The following is a 19007-nucleotide window of genomic DNA, read 5'->3' as shown; positions in this document are numbered from 1 at the left end:
TCGATGACTGTGAACCCTGTACAACTGAGCTACGAGAACCAGGATTTCAATGAGCAGCTGGATCATCTGCTGGCCTGGGACAGTGTCTCAGATGAAGAGGTTCAGCATCGGGTTAAGCATATTATTGCGCAAGTGCGTGCCCGGGGAGACGAGGCTTTAATCGAATTCACTCATCGCTTCGACCGCCTTTCAGTATCGAGTATGAAAGAGCTGACGCTGGGAGAAGATCAACTTCAGAAAGCTCTGGAAACTATCCCCCAGGAGCAAAGACAGGCTCTTGAAGTGGCTGCCAGCAGAATCAGAAGTTATCACGAGCGTCAGGTGCAATCTTCCTGGACCTACGAGGAAGAGGACGGAACCTTACTTGGGCAACAGGTGTTGCCTATGGATCGTGTGGGTCTCTATGTACCGGGTGGTAAGGCTTCCTACCCTTCATCTGTCTTGATGAATGCCATCCCTGCTCATGTTGCGGGTGTGAAAGAAATTATCATGGTGGTGCCTACTCCGGATGGTGTCGTCAATGACATGGTTCTGGCTGCTGCTGCGGTGGCTGGTGTTAAGAAAGTATTTACTGTGGGTGGTGCCCAGGCAGTAGCCGCTTTGGCTTATGGTACAGAAACCGTTCCAGGCGTAGACAAAATTGTTGGCCCGGGCAATATCTATGTTGCTACCGCCAAGCGTGAAGTATTTGGTCAGGTGGGTATCGATATGATCGCAGGCCCATCTGAAATTATGGTAGTGTGCGATGGTCGTACAGATCCAGACTGGATTGCCATGGATCTGTTCTCCCAGGCCGAACATGATGAAGACGCTCAGGCGATTCTGGTGTCTCCGGATAAGGCATTTCTTGATCAGGTTCAGGAAAGCATGCGTCGATTACTGCCTGAAATGGAGCGTAAGAAGATCATTGCCGAATCTGTGAACAACAGAGGTATTATGATCCATGTTCCGGATATGAAGGCCGCCTGTGAAGTCACCAATCGAATTGCTCCTGAACACCTGGAGTTGTCAGTAGAAGACCCCAAGGCTCTGCTGGCGGATATTCGTCATGCGGGCGCTATTTTCATGGGGCGTTACACTGCAGAAGCTCTGGGTGATTACTGTGCCGGCCCGAACCACGTATTACCTACTTCCGGTACTGCCCGGTTTTCTTCCCCGCTGGGTGTTTACGATTTCCAGAAGCGCTCTTCACTGATTCACTTCTCACCAGAAGGCGCTTCAGAAATGGGTAAAGTGGCTTCTGTACTGGCGCGAGGGGAGTCCCTGACGGCTCACGCCCGTTCAGCAGAGTACCGTATAAAAAAATAAACGATGTAAAGTAATCGGCTTTGGAGGCTGCTGTATTCAGTGGTCTCTGGGCGTTTTCTGTTAATGAGTAGTACCGATTCTATAAGTCATCGAATGCTGTCCCAGTAGAGACCTTACTTCAAAATCAGCTTTTCCTGAAAGGAAGAAGCCACCATGACCCATTGACCAGAAGAGCTTATATTATTCGTCCTGCTTCAAGACTTTGAATAATATAAACTTCTGGTTTTTCATCTTAGGCATGACTCGGGCTATCAATGCGCTCCATGATTTCGGCAAGAACCTTGGTTCGTGTTAGCAGCCCCACAACTTTTCCCGATTCTACCACGGGTAGTACACGACGCTTGTTATCCAGCATGATTTTGGCCGCACTGACCAGGTCGGTATCGGGTGTAACGGTGCAGACTGTTGTGCTCATCCGGTGGCTGACCAGTTCGCCAATTTGTTCAAAATAGCCTCCGAGCAGTGTGCCTTTCATGCAGTCAGCTTCTGAGAGAATACCCTGAAGTTCTCCCTCATCATTAACAACGGGTGCTGCGGAGAGCCCCTTCTTTAGCAATTGTCTGAGGGCAACGATAACTCCGATGTTGGCGCTGACAGTAAGGGGCTGGTGGTCCATTAAGTCGTTAACTTGAAGTGAGTTCATGTACGCCTTCCTTAAAAGTATCTCTGCTCTGACTTGGTGCATGGATTTCGTGTTGCACCGTTTTTAAGCGCGTTATTATTCTGAATGATCTGAAATTGGGCGCTATGACAGATACTTTGCACAAAGAGTGCCAGTTTGGTTCCACCCCTGGATCTGTTAGTCTGTCGTTTTATAGAATCTTCTCTCCACATGTCGTTTTCATCCATTCTCAGGGAAAACAGAAAGTCTGTTATTGGTGCCGGTTTACTGAGCAGTATTCCTTTACTTTTCAGTTCCTGGACAGTCTCTCTGTTAATTCAGTATCAGGCAGATTTATCCGCTTTAAGTATTGGGCAGTGGCTTCCTTTTTTTATCCTGAGCGCATTGACTATGGCTCTGGCTTTGACACCCAGCACGTTTATTGCTTTGGTGGCAGGTTTTTTTCTGGGCTGGAAAGCTATCCCATATATGTTACCAGCCTATCTGTTGGCATCGGCTATGGGCTATCTGGTGGGGGCGATTTTGGATGGCGGACACTTGATGCATTCCATTCAAAACAGCCCACGAGTCAAAAAAGCACTGGAAGTCCTCAATGCCAGTAGTTGGAGCTTGATGTTTCTGGTCAGGCTGTCACCCGTTCTGCCTTTTGCATTAATGAATCTGTTAATGCCTGCACTGAAAGTCCGTTTTTCGGTTTTCCTGCTGGGTGGGTTCCTGGGTATGCTCCCCAGAACCCTGTTTTCCATCTGGCTGGGGCTCAAAGCTCAGGACATTGTTTCCCTGATGAATGGCGAAGTGTCAGCGCCTCACTCAAGCTGGCTGGTGATACTACTGATCATCGTATCTGTTGGGGGGCTGTTCTATCTGTTGAATCGTGCTTTAAAACAGGCGCTGACTGTCTAACTGGGCAGTTAACAGACAAGTTCACTGAACAACTGCTATGTTTTTCTGTCTGAGTTCAACAGATTGAGGCAAGCATGTGCAGAGTAGTTCGGTGGTCATTGTCTGCGAGTGTATATCTGATTTTGCTCTGTCTCAGTGCCTGGGCTGTGGGGGATCCTGAAACAGAAGCGGTTTGTCATGCTTCCGGCAAGAAAGTCTGTGTTTCAGTGGAACAGTCTGTGTATGAAAAATGGCTGTGGTTTTCCACGGAATGCAACTCTGACTGTGGTTTCTATCACGACTCCTTTGTTGATCAGTTTTTTCCTATTGAGCATCTGGCCGATTTTAATGGCTTTGGCTTTGGCTTCAGTCTTCGCAACAAGACAGAAGGCAGAATGGTCTTGAGCCATTATCAACTGGGCAAGCAAAGTAAAAAGCAGGCATTGGCTGCTGCAGCTGATAAAAATGAAACAGTCAGCCTGAAAATCATGAGCAGATATTCTGCTTTCAGGCTTGAACCGCAATCAGTTGACCATATTGGGACGAGTGGCGACCACCGCCTTCATTTCCAGCGGTTTGTTGTTTCGCAGAATCTGTAAGGTGACTTCACTGCCCGGTGGCTCCTGAGCAACCATGTTCATGACTTTCTTGCCATCACTGGTGCTGATGTTATTAATAGCTGTCAGAATGTCCCCACGTCTCAGGCCTGCTTTATCGGCAGGGCCATTGTCGTAGACTCCAGAAATCAGAATACCTGCATTGTTTTCTACCCCGTAAGCTTCTGCCAGCTGGCTGGTGAGGGGTTGTGACTCGATCCCCAGCCATCCCCTGACAACACGACCGTATTTGATGATGGACTGAGTAACAAATCGAGCCATGCTGGACGGAATAGCAAAGCCAACACCTTCGTTGCCACCGCCTCTGGAAAACAGCAGAGTATTGATGCCCAGTAACTCACCCCGTGCACTGATCAAGGCTCCACCAGAGTTTCCGACATTGATGGCGGCATCTGTTTGAATAAAATCTTCGTAGGTATTCAGGCTCAGGTCATTCCTGCCGGTGGCGCTGATAATTCCCATGGTGACGGTCTGGCCCAGTCCAAATGGGTTGCCTATAGCCAGTACCACATCACCCACCTCGGTTTGGCCAGAGTCTACCAGGTCCAGGCTGGGAAGGTCTTTCAGGTCGATCTTTAAAACTGCCAGGTCCGTTTCCGGATCCCTGCCGACTATGGAGGCCGATACTTCCCGGCCATCTTTCAGAACCGCAACGATTCTATCGGCTCCTTCAATAACGTGATTGTTGGTCAGCAGGTAGCCGTCATCGCTGATAATGACACCGGAACCCAGACTGGTTTCTACCTTGGCACGGCCAAGGTTATTTTCTGTGAAGGGGCTCTTGGGCATTCTGGAACGGCTGGACTCATTCACCAGAGTTGCCGTAGCAATGTTAACCACTGCAGGTGCGGCAATCTTGACGGCTGAGCTATAGGAGACCTGACCAATGCCCAGCAGCTGTTCTCCTTTGTTGAGCACATTATTGAAGTTCAGTTGGGGTAAGCCCAGCCAGTTCGGAGCCAGCATTATTACCAGAAAGGCCACAATCAGACCAGACAGGGCGGGGTAGATGAACTGATTGAGGAATTTCTTCATGGTTTGCTTATCGATGATTGTGGGCAGAGATTTTGTTGTTGCTGGAAATAAAAACTCTTGAAACCCGAAAACCAGCAGTATAATCCCTTAATATACCTGTATTTTGTGGCTGATAGATAGCCCCCGAACCTGCAAGAAGCGGGTCATGATCATGATGAGGCAGGCTCTCGGATTTGATAAACAGTGGAGTGTAAGATGAGCGTCACCCTGAAACAGCTGGTGAAAATTCTGGAAGATGAACTACAGCCCGGGCTGTTCAAAGATTACTGCCCTAACGGTCTTCAGGTCGAAGGTACTAGCCAGGTCAAACGCCTGGTCACCGGCGTAACGGCTTGCCAGGCTCTGATCGATAAGGCTGTAGAGCTGAAAGCGGACGCCATACTGGTTCACCATGGTTACTTCTGGAAGGGTGAAGATTCGGCCATTGTCGGTATGAAGAAGCGCAGGATTGAAACTCTTCTCAAGCATAATATCAGTTTGATCAGTTATCACTTGCCTCTGGATGGGCATCTGGAACTGGGTAACAATGCTCAGTTAGCCAAACTCCTGGGCTGGAAAACAGAGGGCGGAATGGAGCCCGGTAAAGCACGCTCTGTAGGCAGCTGGGGCAGACCTCAGGCTCCTGTTTCTCTGGAAGAGCTAGGAGGTCAGATTGAAGAGAAACTGGGACGTAAGCCCTTGCTGATTTCAGGCGGTGATCACAAAATAAAAACTCTGGCCTGGTGTACAGGCGGTGCTCAGCGCATGATTGATCTGGCTCTTGATCTGAATGTAGATGCTTATGTCAGTGGCGAAATCTCCGAATCCACGGTTCATTTTGCCCGCGAAAATGGTATTCACTACATCAGTGCCGGACACCACGCGACGGAACGTTATGGTGCCAAAGCGTTAGGGGAGTGGCTACAGGCCAAGTATGGTATTGAGCATACTTTTGTCGATATCGATTCTCCAGTCTGATTGATGCGGCCAGCTTCCCGCTGGCCCCTTCCATGTCCAACACTTTATCTCTTTGATCTTTTTTTGCTGTTGATGTAACAGATATGATAATGAACCTGGGATGAAACATCGTGGATGCAATAGGTGGTGCAGGAAAAGCTCATGGTTCGGAAAACAGCTTTCAGCTGCGTCAGACTATGAAAGTATTGATCCCATTTATGACACTATCCCTGAGCAAAATGTGGCGGAGAGGGAGACATCTAATTCTGAAAAGCCCAGAAGCGGCTTGCGCGGTAGATTCTTTGGACGTGGGCGTAAGGACAGGTAACGATCAATATAATGTTATGAATTATTGATATAGTTTTATTGTTTTATATTCCATTAGTGCTGCTAGTATTCGAACTAAGAACAATTCTAAGCCAGCTTCGGGTCTAGCATTCATGTCTGAAACAGTCACCCAGGAGAGCACCCAAGAGCGTGCTAACGAACTTTCTGGAGAGCGCCTCAACCATTTGAAGCAGCTCGAAGCAGAAAGCATCCAGATAATCAGGGAAGTCGCTGCCGAGTTTGATAACCCGGTTATGCTTTATTCCATCGGTAAAGATTCAGCAGTCATGCTGCATCTGGCCATGAAAGCCTTTTATCCAGGTAAACCTCCTTTCCCACTTATGCATGTGGACACCACATGGAAATTCCGTGAAATGATTCAGTTCCGTGATCAGATGGTTGACGATTTGGGTCTTGAATTGATTGTCCATATCAACCAGGAAGGGGTCGAGCAAGGTGTGGGGCCTTTCTCTCACGGCAGTGCCAAGCATACCGACATTATGAAAACCCAGGGCTTGAAACAGGCGCTGAACAAGCACGGTTTTGACGCTGCATTTGGCGGAGCCCGTCGTGATGAAGAAAAGTCTCGGGCCAAGGAACGTGTTTATTCCTTCAGGGATAAGAACCATCGCTGGGATCCCAAGAATCAGCGCCCAGAGCTCTGGAATATCTATAACAGCGAAGTGGAAAAGGGTGAGAGTATTCGAGTCTTTCCTCTTTCCAACTGGACTGAGCTGGATATCTGGCAGTATATCTATCGCGAGAATATTCCCATTGTGCCTCTTTATCTTTCAAAAGAGCGTCCAGTCGTAGAGCGTGATGGCAACCTGATTATGGTTGACGATGAACGTATGCCTTTGGAACCGGGTGAGAAACCGGTAATGAAAAAAGTTCGCTTTCGGACATTGGGCTGCTATCCCTTGACCGGAGCTGTGGAGTCAGAAGCAGACACACTGCCTGATGTTATTCAGGAAATGCTGCTCACTAAAACTTCTGAACGACAGGGGCGTGTTATTGATCATGACAGTTCCGGTTCCATGGAGAAGAAAAAACAAGAGGGGTATTTCTAATGTCTCATCAATCTGATCTGATTGCTTCCGATATTCAGGAATACCTTCACCGTCATGAACAGAAAGAAATTCTGCGTTTTCTGACCTGTGGTAGTGTGGATGATGGTAAAAGTACCCTGATTGGCCGACTTTTACATGACACCAGCATGATTTATGAAGATCAGCTGGCTTCTGTTGAAAACGACAGTAAACGGGTAGGAACCCAGGGTGAAAAGGTCGATCTGGCGCTGCTGGTGGATGGCTTGCAGGCCGAACGTGAGCAGGGCATTACTATTGATGTGGCCTACCGTTACTTTTCTACAGAAAACAGAAAGTACATCATTGCCGATACTCCGGGGCACGAACAATACACCCGAAATATGGCAACCGGTGCATCTACCTGTGATATGGCCATTATTCTGGTGGATGCCCGTCAAGGGGTTTTGACTCAGACTCGTCGTCACACTTATATAGCCAGCCTGCTGGGTATCAAACATCTGGTCGTGGCTATTAACAAGATGGACCTGGTGGGTTTTAGTCAGGAACGTTTTGAAGAGATTCGAAATCAGTATCTGGATTTTTCAGAGTCGCTGAATCTGGGAGATGTTCGGTTTGTGCCTGTTTCTGCACTGGATGGCGATAACGTGGTCCATCGCAGTGAACAGGCCGACTGGTATACCGGTCAGACCCTCATGGAGGTGATGGAGAGTGTTGAGGTGGCTAATGACCGCAACCTTGATGATTTCCGACTTCCGGTACAGTACGTAAGCCGACCCGATCTGGATTTCCGGGGCTATGCGGGAACCATTGCCTCAGGCGTAGTGAAGCCCGGCGATCGAGTAAAAGTATTACCTTCAGGGCTGGAAAGTGCTGTTGAAAGAGTAGTGACGTACGACGGTGATCTGGCAAAAGGTTTTGCGGGTCAGGCTGTCACATTAACACTGGAAGACGAGATCGATATCAGTCGTGGTGACATGCTGGTGCATGCACAAGACGATATTTCCGTGTCTTCTCACCTGAATGCCAGTGTTGTCTGGATGGCCGAGCAGTCCATGAAGCCCGGGCGCCAGTATCTGATCAAGTTCGCAACCGCTAAAGTGGCAGGCAGCTTCTCGGGTATTAACCACAGGGTGGATATCAACACTCTGGAGCAACAGGATGCCAATGAGCTGGCTCTTAATGAAATTGGCTCCTGCCAACTGGTTCTGACACAGCCTGTGGTCTTTGACCGTTATCAGGATAACCGTCAGACCGGTGCATTTATCGTGATTGATCGTCTGAGTAACGCGACGGTTGCGGCTGGAATGGTTGAATCCGCAGTCAATGATGGCGATACGGTCGATCAGGTTCGTGCCAGTGACAGAGCCAATCGTCTTGGTCAGCAGTCTGCAGTCGTCCTGGTAGACGGCGCTGACGGATACCTTCAGAAAGTTGAACGTCACTTGTTTGATAGTGGTCTGCTGCCAGTGGTGGTTGATCAGCAAGATCAATACTGGATTCAGAAAGCACAAGCCTTACTTCTTGCTGGTCTGGTTGTTCTGGTTGCAAAGACCGAGCTGAAAGATCTGGACGTTGAGGTGGTTCACAGTATTAATGAGTCTGACAGTCTGTCGACTTTGGTGAATTCTCTGTCTCTATAACAGAGATGGGCTATCGCAGAACTCCGGCTGCGATAGCCTTTTTACAATGAAAATGCAGCTCTATCAGCTCATGTAGTCATTTTCATGTTTCGGGGTGAATCGCATTTCCCGCTTTTTCTTTCTGTAACACGCCATTTTTCACAAGCAGAAAAAACATCCCTGGCGAACCCGGGTGGACTGACTGTGATCATTACCTGGGTTCTGTTTCGTCTGGCTGACTATACCTGCAAAGTACTGAGAGTGAACGGAACCAACGTTCTTGTCAGGATTATAGGGCTACTGATTACAGCCCTCTCAGTGGAAATCTGTATTGAAGGACTGGCCACCCTTGGCTGGTTGCCTTTGCCACCTGAATGAAACAAGGTATTAGGGAATGCAGGTGAAATAGGTACAAATGCTGGTACAGAGTCGCGACTCCCTGATTCACTATTGCATTTCTTCTACAATGGGGTATTGGTACTTTATTCAGCCTGATATAGGTTTGGAGGCTGAATCAGGACTGCTTCCCTCAGAGTCTGACCGAGATAGCGCATGAGCTGTGTGTCCTGGTTGGTCTCCTCATATCCTTTGTTTCCTGGAGCCGAAATGAAAGCCGACTTTTACGCTGGACTGCGTGAGCAGCTGGAAGACCTTAAAAAAGAAGGTTTGTATAAAAGCGAGCGTGTTATTACTTCCCAGCAGCAGGCTGATATCACTGTTAAAACCGGTGAGGAGGTTATTAACTTCTGTGCCAACAACTACCTTGGACTGGCCAACTCGCCAGAGCTGATAGAAGCAGGCAAGCAGGCACTGGATAAGTACGGCTATGGCATGGCTTCTGTACGTTTTATCTGTGGTACCCAGGATGTTCACAAAGTGCTGGAAAAGCGTATTTCTGAATTTCTGGGCATGAACGACACTATCCTGTACTCCTCCTGCTTTGACGCCAATGCCGGTCTGTTCGAAACCCTGCTGGGGCCAGAAGATGCGATCATCAGTGACTCTCTGAACCATGCCAGCATCATTGATGGTGTACGCCTGTGCAAAGCCAAACGTTTTCGTTATGCCAACAACGATATGGCCGATCTGGAAGCCAGGCTGAAAGAAGCCACAGAAGCTGGAGCCCGATACAAGCTGATTGCGACTGATGGGGTGTTCTCCATGGATGGCGTAATTGCCAATCTTGAAGGTGTCTGTGACCTGGCAGACAAGTACGATGCCATGGTGATGGTAGACGATTCCCACGCAGTAGGCTTTGTCGGTGAAAATGGTCGGGGTACCCACGAATACTGTGGAGTCATGGACCGTGTAGACATTATTACCGGTACGCTGGGTAAGGCTCTGGGCGGAGCGTCTGGTGGCTATACATCCGCCCGTAGCCCGGAAGTGATCGACTGGCTGCGTAATCGTTCTCGTCCTTACCTGTTCTCCAACACCCTGAGCCCAACCATTGCCAGCGCATCCATCAAGGTTCTGGATATGCTCGAATCCGGTGGAGAGCTTCGGGAAAAGCTGCGTCACAACTCTGAATACTTCCGCACCGAGATGGAAAAACTGGGCTTTACCCTGGCCGGTAACGGCCATGCCATTATTCCTGTAATGTTGGGTGATGCTTCGCTGGCTTCCGAGTTCGCGGAACGAATGCTGAAAGAGGGAATCTATGTAGTAGGGTTCTCTTTCCCTGTGGTACCAAGGGGCGCAGCCCGAATTCGTACCCAGATGTCGGCTGCTCATAATCAGGAGCATATGGAGCGCGTGATAGCGGCCTTTGCCAAAGTGGGTCGTGAACTGGGCGTGCTCTCCTGAAGAGCCTCCTGAAAGGCTGGTTAAAGCCGCTTGAGAAAGTCGCCTGAGAGCGTCTGCGAGCTAAGTGTATAGGAACCTGACATGAAAACCCTGGCAAAACTGAAAGCTGAAAAAGGCATCTGGCTGGCCGACAAGCCCAAGCCAGAACCTGGTTATAACGATGTTCTGATCAAGATACGCAAAACAGCGATCTGTGGAACAGACATGCACATCTATAACTGGGATGAGTGGTCTCAAAAAACCATTCCTGTCGGTATGCATGTGGGCCACGAATTTATTGGTGAAATCGTGGAAATGGGTGAGGGTGTACGTGGCTTTGAAATTGGCCAGCGTGTGTCCGGCGAAGGTCATATTACCTGTGGTCACTGCCGCAACTGCCGTGCCGGCCGCCGTCATTTATGTAACTTTACCGTAGGTGTGGGCGTTAATCGCGACGGAGCCTTTGCAGAATATTTGTGCATTCCGGCAACCAATGCGTTTCCGATTCCTGATGACATCAGTGATGAACTGGCTTCCATCTTCGACCCGTTTGGTAATGCGGTACATACTGCATTGTCGTTTGATCTGGTGGGTGAAGACATTTTGATCACTGGTGCTGGTCCTATCGGCATCATGGCGGTAGCGATTTGTAAGCATGTCGGTGCCCGTAATGTCGTCATTACCGATGTGAATGAATACCGTCTGGATCTGGCTCGTAAAATGGGCGCTACCCGTGCCGTTAATGTAGCCACCGAAGACCTGAAAGTCGTGATGGAAGAGCTGGGGATGGTAGAAGGCTTTGACGTGGGCCTGGAAATGTCTGGTAATGGTCGTGCTTTCCAGCAAATGCTGGAATGTATGAACTATGGCGGCAAGGTGTCTTTGCTGGGTATTCCTTCCAGCGACACCACCATTGACTGGAACCAGGTGATTTTCAAAGGTCTGGTGATAAAGGGTATTTATGGCCGTGAGATGTATGAGACCTGGTATAAAATGGTCAGCATGCTTCAGTCTGGCCTGGATATCTCTCCAGTGATTACTCACCGAATGTCAGTGGATGAGTTCAAGGACGGTTTTGAAGTCATGGGTTCCGGTCAGTCCGGCAAAGTGATTCTCGACTGGGGCTGATCTCACTTCTACCTATGTTAAGGGTCTTTCTGATTCTTAACATAGGTCTGTCAATTCCATAGTCGACTTTGCTGACTGCGACTATATTTATCCAGCAAAGTCGTCAATCTGTGAAACAACACTCAACCAATTCCCAACTGATAGATGCTGTCCCACCTATAGGTGCCAGGGAGTGAGGAAGACCGATGCCTGCGAATTTAGAAGCTGTGTTATTCGACATGGACGGAGTGATTGTGGATAACAATGACTATCACAGAAAAGCCTGGCAGTTATTTCTCAAGCGCCATGGAATGGATATCTCTAGTGAAGAATACAATCGCCGTATATCAGGCAGAGTGAATTCTGAACTGGTTGCCATGCTGTTTGGTAGTCATCTGAATGAAGTCGAAGTGAAAAGGCTGGGGGAAGAAAAAGAACAGATTTTCAGAGATCTCTACGAACATCATCTCAGACCCATCAGTGGACTCCATGATTTTCTGAAGTTACTGAAAAAAGCGGGTATTCGTCTCGCAGTGGGCACATCCGCCCCGGTTTCAAATCTGGATTTTATTCTGGATGGTCTGGGCATCAGAGGCAACTTTGATGTGCTGGTGCATCAGGGAATGATTGAAAGAGGGAAGCCTGATCCTCAAATTTATCAGACCTGTATGGAGCAACTTGGTGTTCAACCCGATGAAAGCCTGGTGTTTGAAGACTCTCTCGCTGGAATACAGTCTGGCCTGGCAGCAGGAGCAAGAGTCGTCGGAGTAACAACCACCCATCCTGCCAAAGAGTTGAAAGGAACCCTCTGTAATATTGGGCATTATCGTGATGAACAGTTGGAAAGTGTCTTTCCAGAAATTCTGAAAGATGATCAATAGCATCGAGAACAGCCAAGCGTTATACCCCATACCGTTCATCCTTTGACAGGCTCAGGATGAACAGGTTTTTTATGGTAATTAACGCTTGGATGCACTCAGCAATTCCCGCTGACCATTAATAAATGTTCGATCCAATAGATTATTTTGATGCCATTTATTCGGGCCGAACAACACCCGACTGCTTAATCAGTCAATCTGTCAGCAAGTTCTAAACACAGGAAATCAGGGCCACCAGTATCTTTGCTACGTGGTATCAACTACTAGGTGCTTTAAGCTGGCACTCCTGCCTTCAGTAATCGCTGCAAACACGTCTTCCCAGTTTTCGATGGTGAACCAGTCAAATAATCCCCTGATCGCATGCCATAGCGCTTTTTTGGACTTCTTTGCTTCAAGAGCCTGCTGGAAGAACTTGCAAGCCAGCTGCTCTATCTGGTCGATGAGGAAGGCGCTGAACGTCAGGCAGGCCAGATTGGTCGCCAGATGTTGCTTTCCGTGCCCGTAATTGTGTTCGAGGTGGTAGCCCTGTGTTTTTAGCGTGTTAAAGGTTTCGTTCTCAATTTTCCACTTAGCGCGGCCTCCTCGCATGACTTTCGCCACATTCTCCTGAGTGAGTTGAATATCGGTTATCCATGTGTTGACGTATTTTTTGCCTTTCGGATCAGTTTCGACGTATTCGAGGTAGTTGACCAGTGTCTTTTTATGAGACTTATTGATGGAGACGTTGTTCACGAACCGGAACCAATGCTTATGACCCTTTTCATCGGTAAACTGATAGCGTTTCACTTTGTCAGCCTTATCCAGTTCGTCAACCGATTCATAAAGCGACGTATGCGAAGTGTCCTTTGCCACCATGATGAAGCTGTATCCGTGGGATTTCACCAGCTTGATGGTCGGGCCGTCGGAGTAAAGATCGTCGAAGTTCAGAACCAGCTTAAGGTGTGGGTGCTCTCTGGATATGTTTGACAGAAGTCGTTTCAACGCCGTTTTTTCACAGTCATTCTTTGAGGCATCCACCTGCTGAATAATGGGTTCCGGCATTAAAGGGAGTACTTCCTTTTTGCCCGGCTTTACCAGACAGCAAGCTAATAGCTGGTGATAGTACTGAGGATTCTTGCTACCTGGCTTTTTTACGCAGCATTCCGGGCAGTCAATTTTACCTGAGCTGAAATGTCCAGTTCCATCAATTGGCGCGAGATAGCCTTCGTCAAAATATTCGAACTGCCTGAGGCGCCCGGAGCGTTGAACAAAAGCAAACAGCCGGGTAAAGAACTTGCGGAAATAGCGAGTTTCAATGGGGTCAAGCATCTCCCGAAGGTAGGTGTCACAAGGGACTTGTCCAACTCTGTATAACGATTTCAGGTTACGTAACTTATCCGGTTTTTTTACACAATCACGGTCAAACTGAAGCAGTGACGGATACTTCAAGTGCATGACGGCAAGACCGCTCATGATGGCGTCATGAAGTGGAATTGAATCCTCATTGATTCTTTTGCGAAAATCAGGAATTTTCGAAGCTTCTTTAGAGACAATGGTGATCAGTTTTTCAGCAACAGTCTTTCGATTGGATGGCGGCACAGTAAAATAACAACACACATAAAATCTGGAATAATCTTGTTGAAAGTTTACAATTTCCTGATTGTCGAGTCAGCCTTAATCCCTTGGTACTATTGATCGGAATCAATTAAGCGGGAATTGCTGGGATGCACTAAGCAATTAATAGCAAAAATTTTTCGCACTTTTCCTGTAGATTTAAGAGTCTTTCATTGCCCTTCTTCAGAAGGGCTACTCTACGAAAAAGCACACTAAGAATTTGTCCTGAAATAACATAGGATTTGTCTTGAAATAACTTCCCGATTAAAACATGAACTCCGTTCACCTTGAGCCTATCGAAGGTTGGTGGCATTGGGCTTCAACAGCTCAGTCCGAGCAGATTTTGTGTGGATTTGAATAAGGAAGTAATTTTGGCATCAGATCAGAGTCTTCAATCTTAAGTGTCTTTCATATTAGTATTTCGGGTTTATTAATTATTTGTGTTATTAATAATCCTTTATTTAAATTAGCTTGTTTGATGATTTTTTTTGAAAGTATGAATCATGAAACCATAACTTTAAATGAACCGATTTTTTAAAAATAATTTTAAAATACGCTGTTTCTAGTTAACGTATGAATTTCAAAGCATAGCCTTTAAATTCCTGATCAAGGTAATCTGTGTGAGTAGGCTTTTGATGCGTTGATTTAAAACCAAATGATTCCATACGTGTACTTAATTTATTTTTTCTTCCTCGTCCTGGATCAACAATAATAACTTCACAGCTTGGATTTGAGTGAGATTCAATAAAATTGGCCAGCAAATCAATATGAGAGTCTTCGTACAATAAATCACTGCCGATAATCAGATCAAAAAGTCCCAGGCTATCGTCTTTGTTAGCCCAGTCTGTTTGCTCAAAGTCAATAGCTTTGTCATTGTTAAGAGAGGTGTTTCTCTCTAAAAATTTGCTCACTTCCGGATGGTAATCAGTAGCTGTTATATCGGCATTTTTCTTGTTCAGTAGCAAGCTGGAGAGCGCCATGCCACAGCCGACTTCCAGTATGCGTTTTGAAGTGGTTTGGTAGTCAGAAATATAGTGAGCAAGTACCAGGCTGGATGGCCAGACCACGCCAAAAATAGGCCAGGAGGCGGAGCAAATACCGAGTTTCTCTGCAATGCCAGCAGGGTCATGAAACTCCTGTTTATTGCGCAAAGTACAAAGATGGATATCTGTTTTTCCAAACTCTACAGTTTGGTAACACAAACGAAGATCTGTCATTCCTTGGCCTTATTATTTTAGCGCTGAGTCAGCTATCGACGTCTGATAAATGACAAAATGTGAGTGTGCTATTAGGGTAAAGGATTTAGATATTAAGGCAAGAAATTTAACTTCATCAGCAGGAAATCTGGCAGAATAGGCTGTTATAACCCGGATTGTCTTGTAGATTTAATTAGGATAAAAAGGTCACTTCCATGACAGGAATATCAAATAAAAATATATGGTTTTTGATCAATTTTATTGTTTTTTCAGTGGGAGCACTATTTAGTTCATATAGAGCATGCAAAGTTGAATCTATTTGTGTAATAACAGGTGGTATAAGGACGATTGAAATCCCTCTTTTTCTATTAACTCTTTTCTTGATATGGGTTTTCTCTTGGGGCTTGATATGTAAAATTTTTTCTATTGAACTAAAAGGTGGTGAGTCGGTGAATGATAAAAAAGCCTATGTATCATATGTTCTCTCGTTTCTATGTGGCTTTATTTATCCTTATATTATGGCTGGAGGATAAGTGGACTTTGTAAGGGCTGAATAAATGGGGTTCATCTGGTTTTTCGTGATTTTCTGAGAGTGTTTCCTGACTGTTTTCCTGACTGTTTTCTTGACCTTACAATTAAAGGTGCTCCTGTGATTGACCACTTTGAAATAAAAACAATTAACTTTGAGTCGTGTAAATCATTCTATGACCTGAATCAGTGAGTTCTTAATTAATCTCGAGAAAATCGTGTAATTTAAGCTCCAACCTTACCGCAAATCACTTTATTACTACTTTGATCAGGAAATAACAGAACAATCCAGCAAAGAACCCAGCTGTTTTTGTCATTATTTTGAAATTCAGGCGATGCATCACCTACCAAGACCTGGCATTCATTTCAGAAAGACAGAATAATATTGATGGCTAACAAAGCATTTTTTCTGGATAAAGCCCCATAAACACTTGGAGTGCCGGGCTATATCGGCCAAATCGTAGTATTTTGCGACGGCCTGCCTCCAAAAAGCGGGCAGCCTGATAAATCAACTCCTGCATGACGGTTTTTATTCTTCTCCTTGCTGCCTGATGACGAACAGGTGACTGCGGCCCCAGCAAACAAGATTGCCCCATGTAACGCAGCATATTATAAGTTAATGCGCCCAGACACATTACTAAATCATTAGTATCGAACTTTCCAGAAGGAAGCCTTTCCAGATCCATATCGGTTTTTAATTCACTGTGAAATTGCTCACTGGTGGCGTGATTCTCATACAGCAGAATAACGTCGTTATCGCTGTATTCTTCTTCATTCAATGTTGTCCACCAACCTTCCAGCTCGTAGTCTGGAGTTAGAAACATCTGACCAACGGCATCTGACGTTCGTCTGACCATTTTGATAATCAGTCGCTGATGACCATAGTGAGCTCCATGGTTAATAGTCAAAGTCGCATAGTGCTTACCTGCTCGTAGCTCATGCCACTCTACCTTCGCTGCTTCAAACTTAGGTAGCCAGGCCTTGGAGGTGTACTGTTGGCGAGGATTCAATTTAATTATGTGGTCAACGTTAGCATGTTGAGCAACGGCCATGCGGGTATCTTCAGCATCGTGAGCACTATCGAGCCGAAGCAATATCGGCTGTTGCGTTATACGACGTACTCTCTGTAAAACGGCACCCAGGAATGGGATGAAATCATTTTGCGAGTGTTGCGAACCTGGTCGCAACTCACACCCCATGCACCAGCCTTCTTGCCCAAGGTAAGCCATAATGGGGGAGTAGCCGAAAAAGTGTTTATATGTCCAACTCACTCCTTCTTTCTTGGAGTTGCTATTGTCTTGAGGCGTGACATCCATATCTAATGGTATATGCTGTTGGCGATCAAGTTCTTTTGGAAGTGGTGTAAGCGGAGCATCAAGTTCTATAAGCAACTCAGCAAGACTTTCCTCAATCAGCGGAATAAGCTGGGTAGCATCTTCATTAAAGCGCTGGCGCAATCGACTGGCAGATGGCATCTGTTTTATTCCCATGCATTGCTGGAACCAATCGTCATGGCGAAGGGTGTCAATGGCGTCAAAGTCATTTTTGCCGAGGGCCAGCAAGCCAACATAAGCACGCACTAAATCAATATTGGCGATTCCATGTCGCTTCTTAATCTTACGGAGTGATTTTTTGAGGGATGTTTTTTTATTGAGGGCGTGACCAATAAAGGCAAGGCCAGCAAATGGTGTATAGAATTCCGTATCAGACTGCTCAAAATGGAGTTCCACAAAAATTCACCTATTCAGTGAAAAAACGAGTAGGTCGTATTTTAGCCTACACCCCTTTCGGTGGATGGCTTTAAGGCTTTTTTATTGCTGATGAAGTCACGGATTCAGGATTGAAACTGTACTTGAGCCTTTGGAGGTTGAGTTGAAGTGGGCTGATGATGGGGCTGCAACCAGTAAGGCTGCTGTTGAACAATTTCATCAGGCAGGTATCAGTGGTGGGTTCCAGTGCAATGGAGAGCCCGGAGTCCGAGAGCAGTATGCACCAGGCTACTATGCGGCATTTCTACTGGACCCTGATGGGAATAATGTAGAAGCTGTTGTTTATCTTTAAGGTTGAGTTTCAAATTGATGGGCTTTTACATTTAAGATGTTAAGTCAAATGCAGTATATCTACGCAATCTGAATTTTAGGCACCGTGATAAAATGGACGTTTTCAGGTGCTCTTCTGCATGATTAAAGCGTATCGCAAGTACCGGCTGACGATGGACATCTTGGTCAGTCTTTTCCTGATAGGTGTTGCAATAGCGGTCGTAGCTATGAAGTACAACCCACAGGGCACAATTGAGTTTATCGCTATCGATTTTCTTGAGCCTGTTCTGCGGCTTTTTGCCAGTGCTCCAGTGATTGTCAGCTGCTCCATTGCTGCTGTTTTAACCATCCTTGCCTGTCTGAAGTTTGTTCGTGCCTGTCTTGACTACAAAACAGATCCTTTTCAAAGCAAACCTGTTGCCGTGGCCAGTGGTTTAAACGCTCAAAAAGCAGGCTAATACTTTTTCCAGATTTCATTTCTACGAGACAAGCGCTTTTCTTATGATGAAAAGGGCTTGTTCCCTGAGTGCCATCCTTCCTGTTGCTGTTCCATCTTTCTTCCAACGACCTGCCATGGCGTAGTCAGGGGCTTTAATACCCAGAATGTCATTGTGAGAATTTCCCATAAATCCATCGCTAATGAGTAGGGGGTTATATCGGTCAGCAACCCAAAAATCGACACGGTAGAAAGGCTCAGGCTTCAAAGAAGGACAGAAAACTAAAGTAATCGGAGTGGGTAGTCACCCAAATCTACTTAGTGATTGTTTACTTTGCCTCATCCGGTGTCGTTCCAGTTTGACGACTCTTCTCTTTTAATGCATCGTGAAAATCCACGTCCTATGGACGTGGTCATGAATGGTTGGCTCCGCCTGCCATGAACTACCCATGCTACTCCTTATCTCTGAGTTGTCCCCACAACTACTAGAGATAGGAAGTAACATGAGTAGATTTGAGAAGTTAACGCATGTCATCTGGCATTGCCAATACCACATAGTTTGGGTACCAAAGTATCGGTTTCGTGTCTTAACCGGAGCTGTAAAAGCTGATGTTCACAACAGCATTCAGGTATTTTGTAGTCAGCTTGGTTGTACGGTAGTTGAGCTGAACATCCAAAATGACCATGTACATTTGCTGGTGAAGGTACCTCCGAAGGTTTCGATTTCAACGCTTTTGGGAACGGTGAAGGGTCGTACGGCTCTGAGGCTGTTTTCGAAATTCCCGTATTTGAAGAAGAGGCCATATTGGGGCAATCACTTTTGGGCTAAGGGATATTGTGTTGATACCGTTGGTGTTGATGCAGAAATGATACGCAAATATGTGAAGTATCAGGAGAAAAGAGAGCGTCTCCAGCAGGAGATAGATTTCAGGAAATAATTTTCAATCTTGGGACAACTCTCACCAGCCTTCTCTGAAGGCTGGCGGTATTAGCCCCCTTTTAGGGGGCATAAAGCAAAACCACGTTCTATGAACGTGGATCATTTACTTT

Annotated in this window: 19 protein-coding genes; 13 read left to right on the top strand and 6 right to left on the bottom strand. The window is 46.5% G+C overall.

Annotated features, from left to right (window positions below; genetic code table 11):
* The first annotated feature begins 3 nt into the window (after positions 1 to 3).
* A complete protein-coding gene (hisD, locus tag GZ78_RS02870) occupies positions 4 to 1308 on the top strand; it encodes a histidinol dehydrogenase (protein ID WP_034832637.1) in 1305 nt (434 codons plus the stop codon).
* Between the two features lie 232 nt (positions 1309 to 1540).
* On the opposite strand, the gene GZ78_RS02865 is transcribed toward hisD, so the two are convergent.
* Positions 1541 to 1951: a CBS domain-containing protein gene (locus GZ78_RS02865; protein WP_034832635.1), complete on the bottom strand. Its 411-nt coding sequence runs from the start codon at positions 1949 to 1951 to the stop codon at positions 1541 to 1543.
* A 189-nt stretch (positions 1952 to 2140) separates the two neighbouring features.
* Between GZ78_RS02865 and GZ78_RS02855 the strand changes: the two genes are divergently transcribed.
* Positions 2141 to 2833 carry a TVP38/TMEM64 family protein gene (locus GZ78_RS02855; protein ID WP_034832632.1) on the top strand — a complete coding sequence of 231 codons (693 nt, stop codon included), beginning with the start codon at positions 2141 to 2143 and terminating at the stop codon, positions 2831 to 2833.
* A gap of 503 nt (positions 2834 to 3336) precedes the next feature.
* Here GZ78_RS02855 and GZ78_RS02845 read toward each other — a convergent pair.
* Complete coding sequence (locus GZ78_RS02845; RefSeq protein WP_034832629.1) at positions 3337 to 4464, bottom strand: S1C family serine protease; 1128 nt, start codon at positions 4462 to 4464, stop codon at positions 3337 to 3339.
* Positions 4465 to 4659: 195 nt separating this feature from the next.
* Here GZ78_RS02845 and GZ78_RS02840 point away from each other — a divergent pair, with 195 nt between their 5' ends.
* The 7 genes from GZ78_RS02840 (at position 4660) to GZ78_RS02805 (ending at position 12168) form a co-directional block, all read left to right on the top strand.
* A complete protein-coding gene (locus GZ78_RS02840; protein WP_034832627.1) occupies positions 4660 to 5421 on the top strand; it encodes a Nif3-like dinuclear metal center hexameric protein in 762 nt (253 codons plus the stop codon).
* A gap of 419 nt (positions 5422 to 5840) precedes the next feature.
* The gene (gene cysD, locus GZ78_RS02830; protein WP_051785758.1) at positions 5841 to 6797 is read left to right on the top strand and encodes a sulfate adenylyltransferase subunit CysD; all 957 of its coding nucleotides are present in this window, start codon (positions 5841 to 5843) and stop codon (positions 6795 to 6797) included.
* Complete coding sequence (cysN, locus tag GZ78_RS02825) at positions 6797 to 8416, top strand: sulfate adenylyltransferase subunit CysN (RefSeq protein ID WP_034832623.1); 1620 nt, start codon at positions 6797 to 6799, stop codon at positions 8414 to 8416. The genes cysD and cysN overlap by 1 nt, the downstream gene beginning before the upstream one ends.
* An 84-nt stretch (positions 8417 to 8500) precedes the next feature.
* Positions 8501 to 8773 (top strand): MarC family protein, encoded by a 273-nt coding sequence (locus GZ78_RS02820; RefSeq protein ID WP_034832621.1) that lies wholly within the window; start codon positions 8501 to 8503, stop codon positions 8771 to 8773.
* A 228-nt stretch (positions 8774 to 9001) separates the two neighbouring features.
* Positions 9002 to 10201, top strand: a complete 1200-nt coding sequence (locus GZ78_RS02815; protein WP_034834063.1) for a glycine C-acetyltransferase — start codon at positions 9002 to 9004, stop codon at positions 10199 to 10201.
* An 81-nt stretch (positions 10202 to 10282) separates the two neighbouring features.
* Positions 10283 to 11308 carry an L-threonine 3-dehydrogenase gene (tdh, locus tag GZ78_RS02810; RefSeq protein WP_034832615.1) on the top strand — a complete coding sequence of 342 codons (1026 nt, stop codon included), beginning with the start codon at positions 10283 to 10285 and terminating at the stop codon, positions 11306 to 11308.
* A 185-nt stretch (positions 11309 to 11493) separates the two neighbouring features.
* Complete coding sequence (locus tag GZ78_RS02805) at positions 11494 to 12168, top strand: HAD family hydrolase (protein ID WP_034832613.1); 675 nt, start codon at positions 11494 to 11496, stop codon at positions 12166 to 12168.
* Between the two features lie 243 nt (positions 12169 to 12411).
* Here GZ78_RS02805 and GZ78_RS02800 read toward each other — a convergent pair whose 3' ends face one another.
* Together GZ78_RS02800 and GZ78_RS02790 are read right to left on the bottom strand one after the other, a co-directional pair.
* A complete protein-coding gene (locus GZ78_RS02800; protein WP_051785757.1) occupies positions 12412 to 13743 on the bottom strand; it encodes a transposase in 1332 nt (443 codons plus the stop codon).
* 581 nt (positions 13744 to 14324) lie between these two features.
* Positions 14325 to 14975: a class I SAM-dependent methyltransferase gene (locus tag GZ78_RS02790; RefSeq protein ID WP_034832610.1), complete on the bottom strand. Its 651-nt coding sequence runs from the start codon at positions 14973 to 14975 to the stop codon at positions 14325 to 14327.
* A 194-nt stretch (positions 14976 to 15169) separates the two neighbouring features.
* On the opposite strand from GZ78_RS02790, the gene GZ78_RS02785 reads away from it, so the two are divergent.
* Positions 15170 to 15487 (top strand): hypothetical protein, encoded by a 318-nt coding sequence (locus GZ78_RS02785; RefSeq protein ID WP_034832609.1) that lies wholly within the window; start codon positions 15170 to 15172, stop codon positions 15485 to 15487.
* Between the two features lie 387 nt (positions 15488 to 15874).
* On the opposite strand, the gene GZ78_RS02780 is transcribed toward GZ78_RS02785, so the two are convergent.
* Positions 15875 to 17212, bottom strand: a complete 1338-nt coding sequence (locus GZ78_RS02780; RefSeq protein ID WP_034832607.1) for an IS1380 family transposase — start codon at positions 17210 to 17212, stop codon at positions 15875 to 15877.
* A gap of 142 nt (positions 17213 to 17354) precedes the next feature.
* Between GZ78_RS02780 and GZ78_RS02775 the strand changes: the two genes are divergently transcribed.
* On the top strand, positions 17355 to 17543 hold the full coding sequence (locus GZ78_RS02775; RefSeq protein ID WP_201772639.1) for a VOC family protein: 189 nt from the start codon (positions 17355 to 17357) through the stop codon (positions 17541 to 17543).
* Positions 17544 to 17661: 118 nt separating this feature from the next.
* Entirely contained in the window at positions 17662 to 17979 is a 318-nt protein-coding gene (locus GZ78_RS02770) for a hypothetical protein (RefSeq protein WP_034832605.1), read from the top strand.
* A gap of 21 nt (positions 17980 to 18000) precedes the next feature.
* Here the strand turns inward: GZ78_RS02770 and GZ78_RS29300 are convergent, their stop codons facing one another.
* The gene (locus tag GZ78_RS29300) at positions 18001 to 18147 is read right to left on the bottom strand and encodes a hypothetical protein (protein WP_161787290.1); all 147 of its coding nucleotides are present in this window, start codon (positions 18145 to 18147) and stop codon (positions 18001 to 18003) included.
* A gap of 313 nt (positions 18148 to 18460) precedes the next feature.
* On the opposite strand from GZ78_RS29300, the gene tnpA reads away from it, so the two are divergent.
* Positions 18461 to 18895, top strand: coding sequence for an IS200/IS605 family transposase (gene tnpA, locus GZ78_RS02765; protein WP_034833922.1), 435 nt, complete (start codon positions 18461 to 18463; stop codon positions 18893 to 18895).
* Positions 18896 to 19007 lie beyond the last annotated feature (112 nt).

The organism is Endozoicomonas numazuensis, from assembly GCF_000722635.1.
In the GTDB taxonomy this organism is placed as follows: Bacteria; Pseudomonadota; Gammaproteobacteria; order Pseudomonadales; family Endozoicomonadaceae; genus Endozoicomonas_A; species Endozoicomonas_A numazuensis.
This window is presented reverse-complemented; position numbering and strand designations above follow the sequence as displayed.

Bases quoted from the DNA above. Each gene is read 5' to 3' on its own strand.
- hisD (WP_034832637.1), top strand. From the start codon at position 4: ATGACTGTGAACCCTGTACAACTGAGCTACGAGAACCAGGATTTCAAT.
- GZ78_RS02865 (WP_034832635.1), bottom strand. From the start codon at position 1,951: ATGAACTCACTTCAAGTTAACGACTTAATGGACCACCAGCCCCTTACT.
- GZ78_RS02855 (WP_034832632.1), top strand. From the start codon at position 2,141: ATGTCGTTTTCATCCATTCTCAGGGAAAACAGAAAGTCTGTTATTGGT.
- GZ78_RS02845 (WP_034832629.1), bottom strand. From the start codon at position 4,464: ATGAAGAAATTCCTCAATCAGTTCATCTACCCCGCCCTGTCTGGTCTG.
- GZ78_RS02840 (WP_034832627.1), top strand. From the start codon at position 4,660: ATGAGCGTCACCCTGAAACAGCTGGTGAAAATTCTGGAAGATGAACTA.
- cysD (WP_051785758.1), top strand. From the start codon at position 5,841: ATGTCTGAAACAGTCACCCAGGAGAGCACCCAAGAGCGTGCTAACGAA.
- cysN (WP_034832623.1), top strand. From the start codon at position 6,797: ATGTCTCATCAATCTGATCTGATTGCTTCCGATATTCAGGAATACCTT.
- GZ78_RS02820 (WP_034832621.1), top strand. From the start codon at position 8,501: ATGTTTCGGGGTGAATCGCATTTCCCGCTTTTTCTTTCTGTAACACGC.
- GZ78_RS02815 (WP_034834063.1), top strand. From the start codon at position 9,002: ATGAAAGCCGACTTTTACGCTGGACTGCGTGAGCAGCTGGAAGACCTT.
- tdh (WP_034832615.1), top strand. From the start codon at position 10,283: ATGAAAACCCTGGCAAAACTGAAAGCTGAAAAAGGCATCTGGCTGGCC.
- GZ78_RS02805 (WP_034832613.1), top strand. From the start codon at position 11,494: ATGCCTGCGAATTTAGAAGCTGTGTTATTCGACATGGACGGAGTGATT.
- GZ78_RS02790 (WP_034832610.1), bottom strand. From the start codon at position 14,975: ATGACAGATCTTCGTTTGTGTTACCAAACTGTAGAGTTTGGAAAAACA.
- GZ78_RS02785 (WP_034832609.1), top strand. From the start codon at position 15,170: ATGACAGGAATATCAAATAAAAATATATGGTTTTTGATCAATTTTATT.
- GZ78_RS02770 (WP_034832605.1), top strand. From the start codon at position 17,662: ATGATTAAAGCGTATCGCAAGTACCGGCTGACGATGGACATCTTGGTC.
- GZ78_RS29300 (WP_161787290.1), bottom strand. From the start codon at position 18,147: ATGGGAAATTCTCACAATGACATTCTGGGTATTAAAGCCCCTGACTAC.
- tnpA (WP_034833922.1), top strand. From the start codon at position 18,461: ATGAGTAGATTTGAGAAGTTAACGCATGTCATCTGGCATTGCCAATAC.